Source organism: Bacillus sp. es.034, from assembly GCF_002563655.1.
Classification (GTDB): domain Bacteria; phylum Bacillota; class Bacilli; order Bacillales; family Bacillaceae_B; genus Rossellomorea.
In genome coordinates this window covers 3,559,475-3,580,396 of sequence record NZ_PDIY01000001.1, presented here as the reverse complement: position 1 = coordinate 3,580,396, position 20,922 = coordinate 3,559,475, and the positions used below count along the sequence as shown (strand labels likewise).

The 20,922-nt window shown below is 42.6% G+C and carries 19 protein-coding genes; 14 read left to right on the top strand and 5 right to left on the bottom strand.

Annotation, left to right across the window (positions count from 1 at the left end):
- The first annotated feature begins 172 nt into the window (after window positions 1–172).
- Window positions 173–1,501 (top strand): PhoH family protein, encoded by a 1,329-nt coding sequence (locus ATG71_RS18230; RefSeq protein ID WP_098440885.1) that lies wholly within the window; start codon window positions 173–175, stop codon window positions 1,499–1,501.
- Window positions 1,502–1,577: 76 nt separating this feature from the next.
- On the opposite strand, the gene ATG71_RS18225 is transcribed toward ATG71_RS18230, so the two are convergent.
- Complete coding sequence (locus ATG71_RS18225) at window positions 1,578–2,075, bottom strand: hypothetical protein (RefSeq protein ID WP_098440884.1); 498 nt, start codon at window positions 2,073–2,075, stop codon at window positions 1,578–1,580.
- 139 nt (window positions 2,076–2,214) lie between these two features.
- Between ATG71_RS18225 and glsA the strand changes: the two genes are divergently transcribed.
- The 4 genes from glsA (at window position 2,215) to pyc (ending at window position 8,525) form a co-directional block, all read left to right on the top strand.
- On the top strand, window positions 2,215–3,138 hold the full coding sequence (gene glsA / locus ATG71_RS18220; RefSeq protein ID WP_098440883.1) for a glutaminase A: 924 nt from the start codon (window positions 2,215–2,217) through the stop codon (window positions 3,136–3,138).
- Between the two features lie 194 nt (window positions 3,139–3,332).
- Window positions 3,333–3,614 (top strand): Fpa/YlaN family protein, encoded by a 282-nt coding sequence (locus tag ATG71_RS18215; protein WP_034755973.1) that lies wholly within the window; start codon window positions 3,333–3,335, stop codon window positions 3,612–3,614.
- Between the two features lie 110 nt (window positions 3,615–3,724).
- Window positions 3,725–4,942 carry an FtsW/RodA/SpoVE family cell cycle protein gene (locus ATG71_RS18210; protein ID WP_098440882.1) on the top strand — a complete coding sequence of 406 codons (1,218 nt, stop codon included), beginning with the start codon at window positions 3,725–3,727 and terminating at the stop codon, window positions 4,940–4,942.
- A 142-nt stretch (window positions 4,943–5,084) separates the two neighbouring features.
- The gene (pyc, locus tag ATG71_RS18205; protein ID WP_098440881.1) at window positions 5,085–8,525 is read left to right on the top strand and encodes a pyruvate carboxylase; all 3,441 of its coding nucleotides are present in this window, start codon (window positions 5,085–5,087) and stop codon (window positions 8,523–8,525) included.
- A 41-nt stretch (window positions 8,526–8,566) separates the two neighbouring features.
- Here pyc and ATG71_RS18200 read toward each other — a convergent pair whose 3' ends face one another.
- A complete protein-coding gene (locus ATG71_RS18200; protein WP_353616290.1) occupies window positions 8,567–9,484 on the bottom strand; it encodes a COX15/CtaA family protein in 918 nt (305 codons plus the stop codon).
- Window positions 9,485–9,962: 478 nt separating this feature from the next.
- On the opposite strand from ATG71_RS18200, the gene cyoE reads away from it, so the two are divergent.
- The 7 genes from cyoE to ATG71_RS18165 all read left to right on the top strand — a co-directional run bounded on the left by cyoE (window position 9,963) and on the right by ATG71_RS18165 (window position 16,659).
- Complete coding sequence (cyoE, locus tag ATG71_RS18195; protein ID WP_098440880.1) at window positions 9,963–10,877, top strand: heme o synthase; 915 nt, start codon at window positions 9,963–9,965, stop codon at window positions 10,875–10,877.
- 101 nt (window positions 10,878–10,978) lie between these two features.
- Complete coding sequence (gene coxB / locus ATG71_RS18190) at window positions 10,979–12,055, top strand: cytochrome c oxidase subunit II (RefSeq protein WP_098440879.1); 1,077 nt, start codon at window positions 10,979–10,981, stop codon at window positions 12,053–12,055.
- Window positions 12,056–12,135: 80 nt separating this feature from the next.
- Window positions 12,136–13,953: a cytochrome c oxidase subunit I gene (ctaD, locus tag ATG71_RS18185; RefSeq protein WP_483295344.1), complete on the top strand. Its 1,818-nt coding sequence runs from the start codon at window positions 12,136–12,138 to the stop codon at window positions 13,951–13,953.
- Window positions 13,953–14,582: a cytochrome (ubi)quinol oxidase subunit III gene (locus ATG71_RS18180; RefSeq protein WP_034755953.1), complete on the top strand. Its 630-nt coding sequence runs from the start codon at window positions 13,953–13,955 to the stop codon at window positions 14,580–14,582. Before ctaD ends, ATG71_RS18180 begins: the two co-directional genes overlap by 1 nt.
- A 4-nt stretch (window positions 14,583–14,586) precedes the next feature.
- Window positions 14,587–14,919 carry a cytochrome c oxidase subunit IVB gene (gene ctaF / locus ATG71_RS18175; protein WP_034755952.1) on the top strand — a complete coding sequence of 111 codons (333 nt, stop codon included), beginning with the start codon at window positions 14,587–14,589 and terminating at the stop codon, window positions 14,917–14,919.
- A 273-nt stretch (window positions 14,920–15,192) separates the two neighbouring features.
- Window positions 15,193–16,101, top strand: coding sequence for a cytochrome c oxidase assembly factor CtaG (gene ctaG / locus ATG71_RS18170; protein ID WP_098440877.1), 909 nt, complete (start codon window positions 15,193–15,195; stop codon window positions 16,099–16,101).
- A gap of 96 nt (window positions 16,102–16,197) precedes the next feature.
- Window positions 16,198–16,659, top strand: a complete 462-nt coding sequence (locus ATG71_RS18165) for a DUF420 domain-containing protein (RefSeq protein ID WP_098440876.1) — start codon at window positions 16,198–16,200, stop codon at window positions 16,657–16,659.
- 80 nt (window positions 16,660–16,739) lie between these two features.
- Here ATG71_RS18165 and ytvI read toward each other — a convergent pair whose 3' ends face one another.
- Together ytvI and ATG71_RS18155 are read right to left on the bottom strand one after the other, a co-directional pair.
- A complete protein-coding gene (ytvI, locus tag ATG71_RS18160) occupies window positions 16,740–17,798 on the bottom strand; it encodes a sporulation integral membrane protein YtvI (RefSeq protein ID WP_098440875.1) in 1,059 nt (352 codons plus the stop codon).
- Between the two features lie 192 nt (window positions 17,799–17,990).
- Complete coding sequence (locus ATG71_RS18155) at window positions 17,991–18,350, bottom strand: YugN family protein (RefSeq protein WP_079531576.1); 360 nt, start codon at window positions 18,348–18,350, stop codon at window positions 17,991–17,993.
- A gap of 262 nt (window positions 18,351–18,612) precedes the next feature.
- Here ATG71_RS18155 and ATG71_RS18150 point away from each other — a divergent pair, with 262 nt between their 5' ends.
- A complete protein-coding gene (locus ATG71_RS18150; protein ID WP_098440874.1) occupies window positions 18,613–19,047 on the top strand; it encodes a CBS domain-containing protein in 435 nt (144 codons plus the stop codon).
- Window positions 19,048–19,264: 217 nt separating this feature from the next.
- The gene (locus ATG71_RS18145) at window positions 19,265–20,308 is read left to right on the top strand and encodes a CAP domain-containing protein (RefSeq protein ID WP_098440873.1); all 1,044 of its coding nucleotides are present in this window, start codon (window positions 19,265–19,267) and stop codon (window positions 20,306–20,308) included.
- A gap of 36 nt (window positions 20,309–20,344) precedes the next feature.
- On the opposite strand, the gene ATG71_RS18140 is transcribed toward ATG71_RS18145, so the two are convergent.
- A complete protein-coding gene (locus ATG71_RS18140) occupies window positions 20,345–20,833 on the bottom strand; it encodes a PaaI family thioesterase (protein ID WP_098440872.1) in 489 nt (162 codons plus the stop codon).
- Window positions 20,834–20,922: the final 89 nt, after the last annotated feature.

Genomic DNA, 20,922 nt, shown 5'->3' with positions numbered 1-20,922 from the left:
ACCTCCCGATTTAGAATCAATATCTTTTCTTATTGTGTAAATTTCTTCTATCTTTATACGTTTATTCATATATTTTAAGAAACGGGCCGTCCTATTTGAGTAGCTGGGAATAACCGGAACATCATTGGCTACATACAATAGTAATAAGAAATCAGGAGCAGGAGGCATCGATTTGAATAAAATTTATGTATTAGATACCAATGTCTTATTACAAGATCCACAAGCCATCTTTTCTTTCCAGGATAATGAGGTGGTTATACCTGCAGTCGTTTTAGAAGAAGTGGACTCCAAAAAGCGTTATATGGATGAAATCGGAAGAAACGCAAGACATGTATCGAAACTGATAGATAATTTACGGCAGGAAGGAAAGCTCCATGAAAAAATCCCCCTATATACAGGCGGATCATTACGGATTGAACTAAATCACCGCTCCTTTCAGCAGCTTCAAGATATATTTGTTGAGAAAACAAACGATAATCGGATCATTGCCGTAGCAAAGAACCTTTCACTCGAGGAAGAAGCAAAAAAGGATGGGAAAACGGTTATCCTTGTCAGTAAAGATACCCTTGTCAGGGTCAAGGCGGATGCTTTAGGTTTACAGGCAGAAGATTTCCTGAGTGACAGGGTCATTGAAGTAAATGATATTTATACCGGATTCATCGAATTATATACAGAGAGAGAATTCCTCAATAAATTTTATGAAAAAGGGGAATTGACTCTTACGGAGATAACGAAACAACGATTTTATTCCCATCAATTCCTTATTATGAAAGATGCCCTTGGAAGTTCTGCATCGGCCCTCGGAATGGTGGATTCCACCGGACTTAAGGTGAAGAAACTGGTCTATGATCAAGAACATATGTGGGGGATTAAAGCGAGGAATGTCCAACAAACGATGGCGACGGAGTTATTATTACGTGATGATATTTCGTTAGTGACCATGATCGGGAAAGCGGGGACCGGTAAAACGCTTCTGGCACTGGCAGCCGGTCTATTGCAAACGGAAGACTTCAATAAATTCAACAAATTACTCGTTGCCCGCCCAATCGTTCCGGTTGGCAAAGATATAGGCTATCTTCCTGGTGAAAAGCAAGAAAAGTTGCGGCCATGGATGCAGCCGATTTATGATAATCTCGAATACCTGTTCAATACAAAAAAACCGGGTGAACTGGATGATATCCTTGCCGGGATGGGGTCCATCGAGGTGGAAGCATTGACGTATATACGGGGTAGAAGCATTCCGGATCAATATATCATCATAGATGAAGCTCAGAACCTGACGAAGCATGAAGTGAAAACGATTCTCACACGTGTCGGGGAACGGAGCAAAATTGTGTTGATGGGAGATCCGGCTCAAATCGATCACCCATATCTTGATGAATATAATAATGGACTGACCTATGTAGTGGAGAAATTCAAAGATCAAAAATTAGCCGGACATGTGAAGCTCATGAAGGGTGAAAGGTCGGGATTGGCACAGCTTGCGGCGGATATATTGTAAGCATTTAGAATCACACAATGATAACGTATGAAAAAACCGGTTCAGATGTTACTGAACCGGTTTTCAATCTTTATAATTATTCTACACGAAATGCTCTGACATCTGTAATCGGGTTGTTCCTGTTCGAACCGTCTGTAAAAAAAACGTGAACGGGTCCGTTTTCCCTGAGTGGCTTGCCTTCTTTAGAAAATCCGATCAACAGCTGATCAGCCTCGTTGATATCCAGAGTGAGATCCCCGTTTTCGGTTTCGATCACGATGGACGCCCCTTCAGGAAGCGGCTCTGCATTTTTTAAAAATGGTGCAAAAGGAATGGCGAATGTTCCGTTAAGGATCTTTTCTTTCTCATATCTCTTCTCGGTTTTCAAAGTGGGGGGATAGGTTGCACCTTCCTGGATCTCCCTGGACCAGTGCTTGGAAACCGCTTTTGTATATTCCTCTAACTCATCCACTTTTTCTGTTGTATCATCAAAATATGTAGTTAAATCCACTTTTCGATCATCAAATATCCAAACTCCCGCATCCAATGTAATGGGGAATTTCACTTTCCCTTTTATCGGTATGATACTTTCCATTACTGATTCCTCCTCTCGCTGATAGTATCAGTATATATGTTAAGCGAGGGTTTGTCACATTCTGATGAAAGCATTTTCAGCGTTTTCAATGAATGAAAATAGGGAAATGATAAGTAGGATAAAAGGAGCTGTTGGATATATGATAAACACACAGGAATGGTTGGAAGGATTAGTTGAAAAGGCGAGACCCTTTGCATCGGAAGGAAGGGTTGCAGAGTACATACCCGCACTTAAGGATCAAAATCCCCATGATCTGGCAATCAGCATATACACATTGGATAATAACTCCTGTTATGCCGGGGATCATTTGAAGAAATTCACTCTCCAAAGCATATCAAAGGTCATCACCCTTGCACTCGTACTAATGGACTACGGGGAAGAGTACGTTTTTTCAAAGGTTGGAATGGAACCTACAGGAGATCCATTCAACTCCATAGCGAAGCTTGAAACACACAAGCCGTCAAAACCCCTTAATCCGATGATCAATGCGGGGGCACTGGCTGTAACGAATATGATCAAGGGAAACACCGGAATGGAGAAATGGCACCGCTTAATCGAATTCATCAATCATATGACAGGGGAAACGGTCTCATATAATGAAGATGTGGCCTATTCAGAACTCCAAACGGCCAATCTGAACCGATCCCTTTGCTACTTCATGAAGCAGCATGGGGTGATCACGGGAAATGTCGAAGATCTACTCGTCCTTTACACGAAGCAATGCGCCGTGGAGATGAACTGCGTGGATCTTGCCAAGATGGGAGCGGTATTCGCCAATGACGGGATCGATCCGGAGAGCGGCCGAGAATTGATTACGAGGGATGTAGCGAGAGTATGTAAAACCTTCATGGTGACATGCGGGATGTATAATACCTCCGGGGAGTTTGCCATTAAGGTGGGGATCCCTGCTAAAAGTGGCGTATCCGGCGGCATCATGGGATCGGTTCCCGGTAAATGCGGAATAGGGATCTTCGGCCCGGCACTCGATGATGTCGGGAACAGCATTGCGGGGCTGAAGCTTCTCGAAATGCTCAGTGATGCACACTCATGGAGCATATTTTAGCCTGCAATAACGGTTCATCCCTCCAATAAAAGAGAGCGGCTCACGTGATGAAATACACCTATTTACCATATGAAAAATGTTCGAAATTCTGTCATTGAATCCCGGGAAAAACACTTATTTTTCTTGCAATTTATCGGGTTTAACGATAAAATTTTAAGACAGGAAGGTTATTTGTTCGGAATGGGGGGATCACTGTGGCGTCAGAAATGACAATCAATCATCGGGAAAAAGCCTATGAACTATTAAAGGCCGACGCAGAAAAGATATTACAACTTATTAAAGTGCAAATGGATAATTTAACGATGCCCCAATGTCCTCTATATGAGGAAGTATTGGATACCCAAATGTTCGGATTATCTCGTGAAATAGAATTTGCGGTCCGCTTAGGGCTAGTAGATGATCAAGATGGAAAAGATCTGATTGATTCTTTGGAAAGACAACTTTCTGCCCTTCATGAAGCATCTACAAAAAAGTAAAATAGTCATGACAACTCAAACAATACATAGATCTGTTGTTTGAGTTTTTTTGTTAAGGAAAGATGATTTAAGTGATGAAAATGATATAAGAGAAAAAGGGTTGAAATGTCATGATTAAAAAAATAGCAAAATCCTACGATTATTCGTTAATCGCTGTATATGTATTCCTTTGTTTATTTGGCCTCGTCATGATTTATAGTGCCAGTATGGTCATGGCAGTGGAACGGTTCGGCTGGGACAGCGACCACTTTTATAAAAGGCAGATGATCAATATCATCATCGGCTTCATTGCCTTTACGGCAGCAGCGTGGTTTCCGTATAAAGCCTTTCAAGTAAGTAAGATCATCAAAGGCCTGATGATTGTGATCATCGGTTTATTACTTGCGGTACATATTTTCGGGTATGAGGTGAATAACGCAAAAAGTTGGATCAACCTAGGGTTCATGCCCATCCAGCCATCGGAATTTGCGAAACTTGCCGTCATCATCTACCTTGGTTCCGTTTACTCCAAGAAGCAGGCATACATAGATGACTTCAATAAAGGTCTTGCACCTCCATTACTGTTTCTTGGCTTCATATGCTTTTTAGTATTCCTGGAACCGGACTTCGGTACGGCAGCAATCATCTTTGCCATCGGTGCCATCGTCATTTCCTGTTCGGGCATCAGTTATAAAACGTTTTTCAAGCTTGCTGGGCTTGGAGTAGGATTTTTGATTGTCCTCTCCCCGGTCATATACATGGCAAGGGGCTTCATCTTCACTAAAGAAAGGCTTAGCAGGATTGAAGCCTATCTGTCCCCGTTTAAATATGCACAGGGTGAGGGATACCATTTGGTGAACTCTTACCTTGCGATCGGGTCCGGGGGAGTGAAAGGTCTCGGATTAGGACAAAGCGTCCAAAAACTTGGTTATTTACCGGAGCCCCAGACGGATTTCATCATGGCCATCATTGCTGAAGAGCTAGGCGTATTCGGGGTAAGCTTTGTTGTCCTCGGCCTTTCCTATATTGTGCTCAGGGGAATTTATACAGGCGTGAAATGTCAGGATCCGTTCGGCACGATGCTTGCAATCGGGATCTCCTGCATGATCGGCATCCAGGCTTTCATCAATCTTGGAGGTGTATCCGGATTAATACCGATCACAGGGGTCCCACTCCCGTTCATCAGTTACGGTGGATCGTCCCTCTTGGTGCTATCTTTGTCGATGGGTGTCCTCGTAAATGTGTCGATGTTTGTAAAATTTGAAGAAAAATATAAAACAAAGAAGGAAAATGACTATCCTTCGGAGAATAAGGATAATAGCAAAAAAATATATGGTGTTAAAATGTAGGTCACTTTGATAGAGTATCTAAAACTCTAAGTCTAGGGTCTGCCCCCTAAGATACTTCTTTATTATCTTTGGGGTCAGCCCTTTTTTCATAGACTTCAAAATGGAGAATTTCAATCATGAATAGCCAAAAGGAGAGAGTGTATTGAAACGAATTAAAAAAGTACTGGTAGCAAACCGCGGTGAGATTGCCATCCGTGTATTCCGTGCATGTACGGAACTTAATATTAGAACCGTAGCCATCTACAGTAAAGAAGATTCAGGATCATATCATCGCTATAAAGCAGATGAAGCATATTTGATAGGTGAGGGGAAAAAGCCCATTGATGCTTATCTGGACATAGAAGGGATCATTCGAATTGCTAAGAATGCAGATGTGGACGCCATCCACCCTGGATATGGCTTCCTGTCTGAAAATATCCACTTTGCAAGAAGGTGTGAAGAAGAAGGAATCACCTTTGTAGGGCCTCATTCTGAGCACTTGAATATGTTTGGTGACAAGGTGAAGGCACGCCATCAGGCGCAGCTTGCGAATATTCCGGTCATTCCGGGTACTGATGGACCTGTAGAAACTTTGGAAGAAGTCATCAGCTTCGGGAAGGAAAACGGATTCCCGATCATCATCAAAGCCTCATTGGGTGGCGGTGGACGGGGAATGCGCATCGTCCGCAACCTTGAGAGCCTAAAAGAAGCCTATGAGCGGGCTAAATCAGAAGCGAAAGCTGCCTTTGGCAATGATGAAATTTATGTGGAGAAATTTGTTGAAAATCCGAAGCACATTGAAGTCCAGATTCTTGGAGATCATGACGGTAACATCGTCCACCTGTATGAGCGTGATTGTTCCATTCAAAGACGCCATCAGAAGGTAGTGGAAATTGCGCCTTCCGTATCATTGAGCGATCGCTTGAGGGAAGATATCTGCGCGGCAGCCGTCCGGTTAATGGATAATGTCAAGTATGTGAATGCCGGGACCGTTGAGTTCCTTGTAGCAAATGATCAATTCTACTTCATCGAAGTAAATCCACGGGTTCAAGTGGAACACACCATTACGGAAATGGTGACAGGAGTGGATATCGTACAATCACAATTGATGATCGCGGAAGGTTATGCCCTGCATAGTGATAAGCTAGGTATCCCTCTTCAGGATGACATCAGGACGAATGGATTTGCCATTCAATCCCGTGTGACAACGGAAGACCCATTGAACAACTTTATGCCTGATACCGGAAAAATCATGGCGTACCGATCAGGTGGGGGCTTCGGGGTCCGTCTAGATGCCGGGAATGGATTCCAGGGTGCGGTCATTACACCTTATTACGATTCCCTTCTCGTGAAGCTTTCCACGTGGGCACTTACATTCGAACAAGCTGCGTCCAAAATGGTCAGAAATCTTCAAGAATTTAGAATTCGGGGAATCAAGACGAATATCCCGTTTTTGGAAAATGTCGTAAAGCATGAAAACTTCATTACGGGACAGTATGATACCTCGTTTATCGACACGACTCCTGAACTATTCATTTTCCCGATAAGGAAAGACCGTGGAACGAAAATGCTTTCGTATATTGGGAACGTCACTGTAAATGGATTCCCGGGAGTAGAGAAAAAGAAAAAACCTGTCTTCCAGAAACCGCGGGTCCCGACACTTGATGTAAAGCAAGAGTTTCAACCCGGAACGAAACAAATCCTGGATCAGCATGGGGCTGACGGCCTGGTGAATTGGGTCAAAGAACAGAATTCAGTCCTCCTCACTGATACAACATTCCGTGATGCCCATCAATCATTACTGGCGACGCGTGTCAGAACAAATGATCTGAAACAGATAGCGGCACCGACATCTCAGTTGCTGCCTGATATGTTCTCCTATGAAATGTGGGGTGGAGCGACATTCGATGTGGCTTACCGCTTTCTTAAGGAAGACCCATGGAATCGATTATTGACTTTGAGGGAGCGCATTCCAAATGTATTATTCCAAATGCTCCTTAGAGCATCCAATGCGGTAGGGTATAAGAACTATCCGGATAATGTAATCAGGGAATTCGTCGAGAAATCAGCGTTTGCCGGCATTGACGTCTTCAGGATCTTTGACAGCTTAAACTGGGTCAAGGGAATGGAAGTGGCGATTGACGCCGTGAGGCAAAGCGGGAAAATCGCAGAAGCGGCCATATGCTACACCGGTGATATCGATGACCCGACACGGACAAAATATAATATCGATTACTATAAGAATATGGCCAAAGAGCTCGAAGCGAGTGGTGCACACATTCTGGCCATCAAGGATATGGCGGGACTGTTGAAGCCTCAGTCAGCCTACCGGTTGATTTCCGAACTGAAGGATACAGTGAGCCTGCCGATTCATCTGCATACACATGATACGAGCGGGAACGGGATCTACACATACGCAAGAGCCGTCGAAGCGGGAGTCGACATTGTCGATACGGCCCTTAGCACCATGTCCGGCCTGACGTCCCAACCTAGTGCCAATACGTTGTATTATGCTCTAAAAGGGACAAGAAGAGAACCGAATGTAAACATCGATTCCCTGGAAACCCTTTCTCACTATTGGGAAGACGTTCGGAAGTATTATACAGATTTTGAAAGTGGGATGATGTCACCGCATTCAGAAGTATACAAACATGAAATGCCGGGGGGGCAGTACAGCAACCTTCAGCAGCAGGCAAAAGCAGTCGGGCTCGGTCACCGCTGGGAAGAAGTCAAAGACATGTATGCGAGGGTCAACCACCTCTTCGGGGACATAGTCAAAGTAACTCCTTCTTCTAAAGTGGTCGGAGACATGGCTTTATTCATGGTTCAAAACGATTTATCAGAAACAGACGTACTCGAAAAAGGTGAGAAAATCGATTTTCCAGATTCAGTGGTTGAATTATTTGAAGGATCACTGGGTCAACCTCACGGAGGGTTTCCGAAAGAATTGCAGAGCGTGATCTTGAAAGGGCGTAATCCGCTGACCGTTAGACCTGGAGAACTACTGGATGATGTGGACTTCACAGCTCTGAAAGAAAAACTCTTTGAAGACCTCGAGCGTCCGGTCACGAGTTTTGATGCCCTTGGATATGCCCTGTATCCGAAAGTATTCATGGAATACGCACGAACAATGGATCAATTCGGGGACATCTCGGTCCTCGATACCCCTACATTCTTATTTGGGATGAGACTGGGTGAAGAAATAGAAGTGGAAATCGAAACCGGGAAGACACTCATTGTTAAGCTAGTCTCGATTGGACAGGCCCAGGCAGATGGTACCCGTATTGTTTACTTCGAACTTAATGGTCAGGCCCGTGAAGTAGTCATTAAGGACGAAAGTATTAAATCCACTGTGGCGGCCAAAATGAAGGCTGATGTGAAAAATGAAAATCATATCGGGGCTTCCATGCCGGGAACCGTTATAAGGGTCATCGCAGAAAAAGGAGAAACGGTTGAAAAGGGAGATCATTTAATGATCACTGAAGCCATGAAGATGGAAACGACCGTCCAGGCGCCTTTTGCAGGAACAGTTAAAGATATCTATGTACAAAATGGTGATGCCATCAGCCCTGGGGATTTATTAATTGAAGTGAATAAAGCATAATGAAAAAAGGATTCCGGTACATGTACCGGAATCCTTTTTTTCTATTTCTTCCGTTTACTTCTTGAAGCAAGAAGATTGAAGTAACACAATAATCCAAACAGACACGAAATGATCAAAGCATGCATTAAGGCAATCGAGAGGTTCAGTCTTGTGAACACTACGAGTGCACCACTCATTACTTGAAGACAAACCAGGGTGAAGGCGATGATCCAACCCCAGTAGATCACTTTCTGGTGCTTATGCTCTTTCATGGCGATGTAAGTGATATAGGCAATCCAAAAGAAAATGAAGCCTGCTGCTGCCCTGTGCCCCATCTGAATCCATTCGTACAGGTTAGAGGGGAGGCTTGGGGAGGAGTTGACGCATAATGGCCAATCCTTGCACACCAGGCTGGACTCCGTATGCCTTACGAGAGCGCCGGTATAAACAACAAGATAACTATAAATCGTTACCCCGACGGTATGAAACCTCATCCGTTTGTTTATGACCAATGATTTCGCATCAAATTTCTGGTCAACCTCAAAAATCAGCAGTGTCAATAATAATATGGAAGCAAAAGAGATTAGGGAAATTCCGAAATGGATGGCCAGGACAAAATCCGATTGCCCCCATAATACAGCTGCAGCACCGATTAGTCCCTGCAACACAAGAAAGAAGAAAGAAAGGGCTGCAAGGAATTTCGTTTCCCGTTTATAACCGATTGATCTCCATGACCAGATCGATAAAGCCAGAACCAATAATCCCACACCACCTGATACCACACGGTGTGCTAATTCTATAACAAGCTCAAATGTAATATCACTTGGAATCAACTGTCCGTTACAAAGGGGCCAAGAGCGCCCGCAGCCCATTCCGGATTCCGTCTTCGTCACCAGGGCTCCACCCAACAGGACGAATAACATACCCAGAGTAGTCAGAACGGCAAGCCATTTTAATCCTTTGTGAACACCTTTTTGCAATCTATTCACCTTCTTAATTAAAAGACTCTACACACTTTCTATAAATAAATATAGTAGAAAAATATATATGCCTCTACGATATTACATAATAGGTATGAAAAACTCAACCGATAAAATGTTACAGAATTATGAGCATTTATCTTGGGAGAATAGAGAATAGTAATAGTAGGGAAGGACTAATTTGTGTAAAAACAAAATCTGTAAGCGCTTAGCTGTGTTTTATGGTATGATGGGATTAAAATGTTTGTAGAAATATGAAGAACCTTCTGCGTCTTCCTTTCTTCACAATTTCTTCACATAATTGTCTAATTCTCCCCCAAAAAGGAAAAAATATATGGTTTAATATAATATTGATAGCATATATACTATTTCTTATCTGTGGATGATTTTACAGATGAATATAGAAATAGTTAATCATTTCCTATATAGTATAGAGGTGGCAACAAACCTCTTGCCTTTTATAGAGAGGAGAGAAAAAATGTCTAACAGTCGAATCATGACAGACGTTGAAAAAGCAGATGTGACAGCTTCAACTGCTTGGAAGGATTTTTTAGCGCTCATTAAAATTGGGATCGTTAATTCCAATTTAATTACAACCTTTACAGGTATGTGGTTAGCCTTTTATTTTACGAATACACACTTTCTAAATTCCCTGGATATCATGTTTCTTACGTTGATAGGTTCTTCCCTGATTATTGCGGGGTCCTGCTCCATTAACAATGTATATGACCGGGACATCGATCATCTGATGGAAAGAACGAAGGAACGGCCAACCGTAACAGGCAAGATCAATGGACCAAAGGCATTGTCCCTTGGGTTAATCATGATTGCGGTCGGTCTGATCATGTTATTCATGACAACCATCACTGCGGGTGTCATTGGGTTGATCGGGGTATTTAGTTACGTTGTATTATATACAATGTGGTCAAAAAGAAAATATGTAAGCAACACAATTGTTGGAAGTATCTCAGGTGCGGTTCCGCCGCTGATCGGCTGGGCAGCTGTAGATGCAAACCTGGATGTAGTCGCCTGGGTGCTGTTCCTGATGATGTTTATCTGGCAGCCTCCTCATTTCTACGCGTTAGCAATGAAAAGAGTGGAAGAATATAGAGCAGCCAGTATACCGATGCTTCCGGTAGTGAAAGGATTCGCTACAACGAAACACCATATCGTAGCATGGGTTGCTGCCCTTTTACCCCTTCCTTTCTTCTTGATGGATCTCGGAATGTTCTTCTTTATTCTGGCAACGGCCTTTAACATCGGCTGGCTGGCACTTGGTCTGGCAGGTTATAAAATGAAAGACGATATTAAGTGGTCAAAGCTTATGTTTGTCTATTCATTAAATTACTTGACTATCTTATTCGTAGCGATGGTCATCGTTACGGTAATTTAAGATAAGCGGGAATTCTTTCTGTTAAGAAATCCAAATAGATATTTTTATGGGTCCTTGTTTTATTCAAAGTACATTACATGAAAGAGGGGTTTGATTAAGCTATGAAAGCAAGGCTATCTAAGTGGCGCTTATTTTCAGTTGTAGCAATGTTGGCGCTAGTTCTTTCTGGCTGTGGAGAGCCATTTCTCTCCACACTGCAGCCAGCTGGTGAAGTAGCACAGACACAGTATGATTTGATGATACTTGCTACATTAATTATGGTATTGGTCATCATTGTAGTCATGGTTGTCTATATGGTTGCGATCGTTCGTTTCCGTAGAAAGAAAGGGGATACAAAAATCCCTAAGCAGGTAGAGGGGAGTCACACACTTGAAATTGTGTGGACCGTTATCCCGATCATCCTTCTTCTTATCCTTGCTGTCCCGACTGTTACGGCAACGTTCCAGTTAGCGGATACAAAGGCGATGGATAAAAAGGATAAAGACGGTAATCGTGAGGCATTAGTTGTAAATGTACGTGCCAACCTTTACTGGTGGGAGTTCGAGTATCCTGATGAAAAGATCATTACATCTCAAGACTTAGTTGTCCCAACTGATCAAAAAGTTTATTTCAATGTGACAGCATCAGATGTAAAACATTCATTCTGGATTCCGGCAGCAGGAGGAAAGATTGATACAAACGTAGATGGCGTGAATAAATTCTTCCTTGAGTTTGATGGGAAAAAGGCCGAAGAAGCAGGCGGATTATTCTATGGAAAATGTGCCGAATTATGTGGTCCTTCCCACGCTTTAATGGACTTTAAAGTTAAAGCGCTTCCTAAAGAGGAATTTACAGCATGGGTTGAAGATATGAAAAATGCAGGAGAACCGAAACCGACTTCTGATATAGCCCAACAAGGACAAGAAATCTTCAGCAAGAAATGCTTAAGCTGTCACGCGGTATCACCACAGGATGGAAGACCTGAATCTGCTCGACTTGCTCCTAACTTATCCAACTTCGGTGAGCGTTCACGTATCGCTGGCGTATTGGATCATAATAAAGAAGAGTTGAAAAATTGGATCTCAGATCCTGAGCAGTACAAACCAGGTAATAAAATGACAGGTACATATGGTAACCTGCAGGAAGATGAAATTGATGCACTTGCAGAGTATTTAATGGGCTTAAAGGTTCAAGATTAATTGGGGATTAGTAAAAGGGAGGTTTAATCGTGAGTAGCTATTCACAGAAAAAAGGCTTCGGCGCGACTGTATGGGACTACATGACAACAGTGGACCATAAAAAGATCGCCATCCTTTACCTAATGGCAGGAGGATTCTTCTTCCTTGTCGGTGGTTTAGAAGCTCTTATCATTCGTATACAACTTGCCGTTCCTAACAACGACTTTGTTAGCGCTGGTTTATACAACGAATTATTAACGATGCACGGTACGACGATGATATTCCTGGCTGCCATGCCGCTGATATTTGCATTCATGAATGCCGTTGTACCATTGCAGATCGGTGCCCGTGACGTTGCGTTTCCTTTCGTAAACTCATTAGGGTTCTGGTTATTCTTCCTAGGGGGAGTATTCCTGAATCTTTCATGGTTTATGGGAGGGGCTCCAGATGCAGGATGGACATCTTATGCATCTCTTTCCATAGCATCACCGGGGCATGGAATCGACTTCTATGTATTGGGATTACAGATCGCCGGTGCGGGGACATTGATAGGTGGTATCAACTTCCTTGTAACGATCATTAATATGCGTGCTCCAGGAATGACATATATGCGTATGCCACTTTTCACCTGGACAGTATTTGTTACATCGGCACTTATCTTATTCGCGTTTCCTGCCTTGACAGTAGGTTTATTCTTAATGCTGTTCGATCGTATGTTCGGAGCGAACTTCTTCGATGTAGCAAATGGAGGGAATACGATTATCTGGGAACACTTCTTCTGGATTTTCGGTCACCCTGAGGTATACATCCTTGTATTGCCTGCGTTCGGGATTTTCTCTGAGATCATTCCACACTTCTCTAGAAAACGCTTATTCGGTTATTCATCCATGGTGTTTGCGACCGTATTGATCGGTTTCCTAGGATTCATGGTTTGGGCCCACCACATGTTCACGGTTGGTTTAGGACCTATCGCGAATGCCATATTCGCGGTTGCTACAATGGCTATTGCCGTTCCGACGGGTATCAAGATCTTTAACTGGCTTCTCACTATGTGGGGAGGAAGTCTGAGATTCACGACTCCTATGCTTTATGCTGTAGCATTCATCCCTACATTCGTAGCGGGTGGGGTAACGGGAATCATGCTTGCTTCTGCCGCTGCAGATTACCAGTTCCATGATACGTATTTCGTTGTTGCCCACTTCCACTATGTTATCGTAGGTGGGGTAGTATTTGCCCTACTGGCAGGTACTCATTATTACTGGCCAAAAATGTTTGGAACCATGTTGAACGATTTCTTAGGAAAGATCGCGTTCTGGTTATTCTTTATCGGCTTCCACCTGACGTTCTTCATCCAGCATTTCCTTGGGCTAATGGGAATGCCGCGTCGTGTATGGACATTCTTGCCTGGTCAAGGATTCGAAACGGCTAACTTAATCAGCTCCATCGGTGCAGGATTCATGGGTGTAGCTGTAATCGTTTATATAATCAATATCATTTCAACACAAGTTAAAGGTGTAAAAGTATCCAACGACCCTTGGGGAGACGGACGTACCATTGAATGGGCAATCCCGTCACCACCACCTTTCTATAACTTTAAGCAGACACCACTTATCCGTGGGTTGGACGCGTATTGGTTAGAGAAAATGGAAGGGAATAAAGGATTGACTCCAGCTGAACCTATCGGTGATATCCATATGCCTAATAATTCCATTTTACCTTTCTTTATCTCACTGGGATTATTCATTGCGGCATTCGGTGCCATGTATCATGTAGATGATAAAGCATGGGCACTGCCTGTTCTCATCATCGGCATGCTTATCACATTGGGATCCATGTTCCTTCGATCTGTTGTAGATGATCACGGTTATCATGTGCATAAAGAAGATTTAATGGACGACGATAAAGGGGGTAAGGCATAATGCACGCTGAAGAAAAATTCACGCCAAAGACCTGGCCGGCCTCCCCTGAAAAGGCGACCCTTGAGGGGAAAAATAAATTTATGGGCTTCTGGTTTTTCCTTGGTGGAGAAACGGTCCTTTTCGGCTCTCTTTTTGCAACGTATTTAGCTCTTAAAAACAGAGTTCCTAGTGATAGCCATGCTCTCACTACTGATCTTTTTGATTTACCGCTTTCCTTTTTGGCAACGATGCTTCTTTTAACAAGCTCACTGACAAGTGTGTATGCGATGTATCATATGAAAAACTATAATTTCCAACGGATGCAGGCATGGTTATTGATTACCGTTCTACTTGGTGCAGGTTTCCTTGGATTGGAGATTTACGAGTTTAATCATTACGTACATGAATACGGGCATACTTTTACTAGTAGTGCATTTGGGTCAGCCTTTTACACCTTAGTAGGATTCCACGGGGGACACGTTGCATTCGGTCTTCTCTGGATTGTCAGCCTGATGCTTCGCAATGCTAAACGTGGTTTGAATCTGTACAATGCTCCGAAGTTCTACTTAGCTTCACTATACTGGCACTTCATCGACGTTGTATGGGTATTTATCTTTACAGTAGTATACTTAATGGGAATGGTGGGATAAACTGATGGCGAATCAACAATCAACTTCAGGTAACCCAAGTGTAGATTACGAGTATCGTCGTAAGAAGAATGCAGAAGACATGAAAATGCAGTTAACATCCTTCATGTTAATGATTTTCTTAACATTGGTGGCATTCATTGCTGTAGCAGGGGATTTCGATAAGTACTTTGTTGTACCGTTCATTCTCCTACTGGCAGTCGTCCAGCTGGTGTTTCAACTGTATTACTTCATGCATATGAGTCATAAGGGTCATGAAGCTCCTTCATTGTTCCTGTATTCTGGTGCACTTGTTGCATTTATCACAGTGTTAACATTTTTAACAATTGTATGGATCTAAAGAAAAAGTCAGCCTTTTGGCTGGCTTTTTTAATGGCTAGAACAGCCTCCGCTTTTCGATTTGTCCAGCTCCGGGGCTTAGAGGCTCGAGGTCATAAGTCAAATCAACCAAAATGGCAAAGAACGCCATTCCGGTTGATTCGCCTTATGCTAGTCGGGGCTGTTCAAGGCGCCTCCGCCTAATGTTCAAGAACTTGTCATGACCTCGCATTGAAGTGGGGGTGGGTTGTCAGTATAATGGGGGTAGGTGTTAATTGTGAAATGAGGTGAGAAGATGCCTTTGGGTATTTTTGGATTTATGGCGTTATGGAGCCCGTTTTTTCTTATGACGCTGGTGTTTATGACGGTACTCTATTTTTTGATTACGATAAAGTGGAGGGAGAGCTTCAGGGATAACAGGAAGCTGACTGGAAGGGAAGCAGCGTTTTTCCTTGTTTCGATGGTTTTATTGTATGCCATCAAGGGTTCACCTGTTGAGGTTCTGAGCGGGATATTGTTTTCTGCACATATGACACAGATGGCATTTTTATATCTTGTCTTTACTCCATTATTGATTTTAGGAATACCGGATTGGGTTTGGAAGACAACGATTGAATTGCCGGTCGTGAAACAAATATTCCGATTTATGACCAAGCCGCTGATTTCCTTATTGTCATTCAATCTGGTTTTTTCGATTTACCATATCCCGTTAATTTTTGACAACGTACGTACCGATGTCACTTTACATGCTTTGACCACGTTCATTTTATTCTTTCTTGCTGTATTTATGTGGTGGCCACTGATTAATCCGGTAGATGAAGATATTGAATTAAGTGGTTTAAAACGAATCGGGTATATCTTGGGAAGCGCCGTGTTATTGACCCCGGCATGCGGATTAATCATCTTCGCCGAAAACCCAATGTATGCAACCTATTATGATCCAAACGAATGGCTTCAAGCGTTATCTCTATGTGTGCCTGTGAATACACTGGAAGGGTTGACACTTACAGGTCCGGAATTATTCACGTCTATGTCGACTCTCAATGATCAACAGCTTGGAGGAGTCCTGATGAAGATTATTCAGGAAATCGTATTTGGAGTCGTGCTATTTAATCTGTTCTTCCAATGGTATAGAAAGGATCAGGAGCAGCAAGAAAAGCTTTCCTATGATCCGGTTGAAGATTCAACCCTGCCAGAACAATAAATGCGTATACAGGGGTATCGGGGTGTGTGGATATTCCTGTATGTACATACTTTGAAAGGTACTGATTAGAATTTTTTAGAAAAGAGAGGAAACGAGATGGATTTACCTATTTTACCTACCATTAGCACGAGTTTCATCGTGTTAAGTGCTGTTACTGTGGCAATAGGCTGGTGGCAGATTAAACAAAGAAAGATCGAACAGCATCAGAAAACGATGACACTTGCGGGAGTCTTTGCCCTTATCTTTTTCGTTATTTACTTGAGCAGGACGATTTTCGTCGGGAACACATCATTCGGCGGTCCTGATGACATCAAGATCTATTATACGATCTTCCTGGTCTTTCATATTACTCTCGCGACCACAGGCGCCGTATTCGGTATCTTAAGCCTTTGGACAGGGTATAAAGATCGCCTGAAAACCCATCGCAAGCTTGGTCCGATTACAAGCTTCATCTGGTTTTTTACGGCCATCACAGGGGTTGCCGTTTATCTTCTGCTATACGTTTTCTACAAAGGTGGAGAGACAACGTCCGTTATTAGGGCAATACTTGGTTATTAATAAGAACCGCTATGTGAATAAACACATAGCGGTTTTTTGTATATAAAAAAGCAAACCCCGGAGCAGCGGGGTTTGTCCTTTTATACTTTGAAGTTGGTTTTAATGATACCTGCTTCTTTTGCGGAGTTAAACACAATGAGAAGCAATGGGCCGATAATGAATCCCAATACCCCAAATAGCTTAAGGCCGAGATACATGGCAATGAGCGTAGCAAGGGGGGACAATCCAATATGGCTTCCCATTACCTTTGGCTCTACGGTACGTCTGATGATCAACAATATGGCGGCAAGCACCGCTAATTGGGTTCCGAGGGCGATGTTTCCGGTCAAGAGATGGAATATTGACCATGGGCCCAATACAACGATTGAACCGATCAGTGGAATGAAATCTATCACCCAAATGATGATTGACATCACAATCGCCACTTCAGGAGATATGAAAAGAAGTCCGATCAAGGAAACGATAAAGATGATGATACTGACCAGAAATTGTGCTTTAAAGAATCCAAAAATGACGTAAGTTAGTCTCGACGTCATGAAGGTTACTTTCTCGGCTGTTCTCTCTGTCAAATGACCATAGATGGATTTCTTAATCCTGGGCAGGTCCAGCATGAATAGAAAAAGTGCGATTAAGTAGACGAGAAAACTGACCAGATAATTCGGGATATACGACAAAACCACGCTTATTCTTTCTATGTTGAATGAATTAAGAATCTTAGTCTTGCCGCTCTCCAAAAAGCTCTGGACGTCATCACTGAAGCTCTGCACCAATTCATCAGGGAGGTCCTCGGTTGCATTCAACAATCTATCTTCATAATCCAGCCAGATATCGCTTAATTGATTGACGTATTTGGGCGCATCTTCAATAAGCTTGATGCCTTCACCGACCACTTTTGTGGTGATGAAAAACGAGGAGACACTGATAAGGAGTAGAAATAGAATGAAAACGGAAAGGACCGCGAATCTCCGTTTTGTTGAAAAGCGTTTTTGGATAAAGCCTACAGCAGGCTCAAGAAAAAGAGCGGTAATGATCGCCATAATCAATGTGACGGATACCGGCAGAATAAAAAATGCAATTAATGCTATCAGTACGATGACCAATGCTGTCATCCATACTTTTTTAGTGAAAAACTTGGACAATGGTGTACCCCTTTCTAACAGGAACCTCTTACTTTTATTATATTAGAGTCAAAGAAGAATGAACAGTGGGAAGAAAGTGAAATTTTGAAGGTTTTGTTTCGGTTTAGAGGAGGTTCTAATGAAGTGCCTTTCGTACAAAAACACCCTATAGAAAAGACTGCCCACAAGGCGGACAGTCTTCTTTAAGGAATATTACCATGCAAAGTTCGTTGCGTCTTTTTTAACATCAGCTAAGAGCTTTTCGCAAGAAGTGACAAGATGTTTAGGGAACTCTTCACCTTCACCATATTCAACTCCGTGCGGGTAGTAATGTTTCCCGAGTAGTGGAGTCATTAATTGGATAACGGCGTCATGCTTTCCGATATCCCCCTCGACTGCAAGGCCCTGGATCCGTAAATAGAAGATGCCTTCTCTAATTTCAAATTTACGGTCATAGGTTACACGCTCGTAATCCCATTGACCTGCACGGACCAATCCATGAGATTCCATGATTTCGTCCAATCGGTTTAAATCGACTTTTAAGCTTTCAAATTCAGTTGCTTCAAAACGCATAATATTTTCCTCCTATATTGGCTTGCATGAGTATGACAGATACTTTGTTATCCCCATGCTGTCCGTATCTTAGAAGCATTTATATCGGTGTATGTACATTGATACTAAATGCGGTAATTCTCATTCTTAATAATAGTGGAAAAAACTTTATCTTGCAATGTCTTGAATCATTTGAATTGGGTGATTTTTAAAAATGTGAATATCTTTCCTGTTAAAGCCGGAAAATAGGAAATGAATTGTCTTGAATACAAGGAGGAATAAGATGACCCAAATCAAGGATATAATGACGAAGGATGTTGAGACCTGTACATTACTCGACAATGTATATGAGGTGGCTCTTAAAATGAAAGAATATAATATTGGTTCCATTCCCATTGTGGATGGGGAAAAAATAGTGGGAGTGATGACGGACCGGGATATCGTCCTCCGTTGTATTGCAGAAAAGCATCCTGCTTCTTCAAAGGTAGAGGATATCATGAGTAAACACCTCATCACTGCTGGGCCGGAAACCTCAGTCGAGGAAGCTGCCCACATAATGGCTGAAAATCAAATCAGGAGGCTCCCTGTAGTTGAAGGGGAGAGATTGATTGGAATGATTTCCTTAGGCGATCTTGCCATAAGGGAATCGTTTGGAGAAGAAGCGTATGTGGCACTGGAGAATATCTCGGAATCGGACTTTAGTAATAAACCCTTTTAGGCTAAAGGATGGTCATGTTGACAAACAATGACCATCCTTTTTTTAGTGTGAAAAGATTGAAAGAGTACGTCAGTTTTAGTACGGGTAAAAATATGCTATTCTTTATGGTAGACACAATTTTATAATCAGCATTAGTGTATACTATTCATAGTAACGTTGACCTATTTCTTCATGGTAAAAGAGAGGAGGGGAGATCCTGAAAACCGTTTTACGTGTTTTGATCATATTTGTCATTATTTTAATTATTGGTATTTATCAAGGTCAAAAGCAGGAAAACAAGCCATTAAAGGGACCAGAAACCCAGACTCTTAAGGAAGACAAAGAGAACCAGGTGAATCAATCTCTTGGGACACCCGGGGAAAGACCGGCTTCAGGCTTATCCACCTGGATAGGCAAAAGTACGAAAATGGTAAAGGAAGCATTTGGGGACCCGGAAAGAGTCGAACCCAGTCCATACGGATATGATTGGTGGGTTTTTCCGATTTCAACTAAACAATACATACAAATGGGAGTTGTCAATCATAAGGTGGTTACCCTATATGCCATCGGGAATCAAGTGGATGTGGCACCTTATAAGCTTGGACAACGTTTGGAAGATATTTATCGTTTTACCATTGTCGAATCCGAAATCGTTGTGAACGATGATTCAGGAGCTTATCAATTTGAATTGAATGAAGAAGATTTGAATACACGTCTTCTCGTACCTCTCGGAAATATCTATGCCCAGCTTTATTTGGATAAAATCACAAGCCGACTGACGAGCATCCGATTTCTGGATAGCCGCACGTTGATCGAGATGCATCCGTATGAAATGATGTATCGTGGTGAATTGGCTGAGGAAACGGAACCGAGTGAAGATGAATGGGATAAGGTGAATACAGCAAGTGAGCAACAGATATTTGATATTACGAATGTAATCAGACATCAATATGATGAAGAATCTCTCGAGTGGGATGAGGAAACGGCGGAGATCGCCAGGGGACATAGTAAAGAAATGTATGAGGAGGATTACTTCTCCCATGATTCCCCTACCCTTGGGGATCTCACTCAGCGCTTGGAACAAGGCGATGTGCGTTTTAAGACAGCAGGTGAAAACATCGCGTCCCAGTATATGGATGCCCCGGAAGCCGTGCATGGCTGGCTCAATTCTGAAGGTCACAGGAAGATCCTGCTGGAGAAGAATTTCACCCATCTTGGCGTTGGTGTTTACAAGCGATTTTATACCCAAAATTTTATAGAGAAAATAGAAGAAGAAGAATAAAGAGGTGGATTCTCCAGAACGGAGAACCCACCTTTATTATTTATTCTTTTTGAAAATAAAAAAGGAACCGGTTGAGTGAGCTACGATTTTTCCGTCAGAACTTACCACCTTACCGTCCACTACTATCGTTTTGCTTCCTTGATGAACGATTGTCGCATGGGCAGTCAGGTGTTCACCTACACCGGGTGCCAGGTAATGGACATTTAAGTTTGTCGTCACTGCACCATATCCTTCGGGAAGCATCATGTTCGCTAAGGTGCCCATAGCTGTATCCACGAGGGTAGCGGTTACACCACCATGTACAATTTTAAGCGAGTTATGTGTAACGGGAGTGATTGGGATGCTCACCTCTAAGTTCCCGTCCGCCATTTTCCTGTCCATGGCGAAGATCCCGCCTATGATTGAGCCATTTTCACTTTTTTTCTTTCGTTGTATACCTTCGAGCAGCTGTTTCATAATCAGGAGATCTTCATCGTCAGCTCCTGTCATACATTCATTAAATAAATTCTGTACCTGTTCTCTCATGTTTAAACATCCTTTAAAAGTATTCACAGTCAGCACTGAACTGTTGGGAAAACCAATGGGCAATTACATGTAAATATTACTACAAAAAG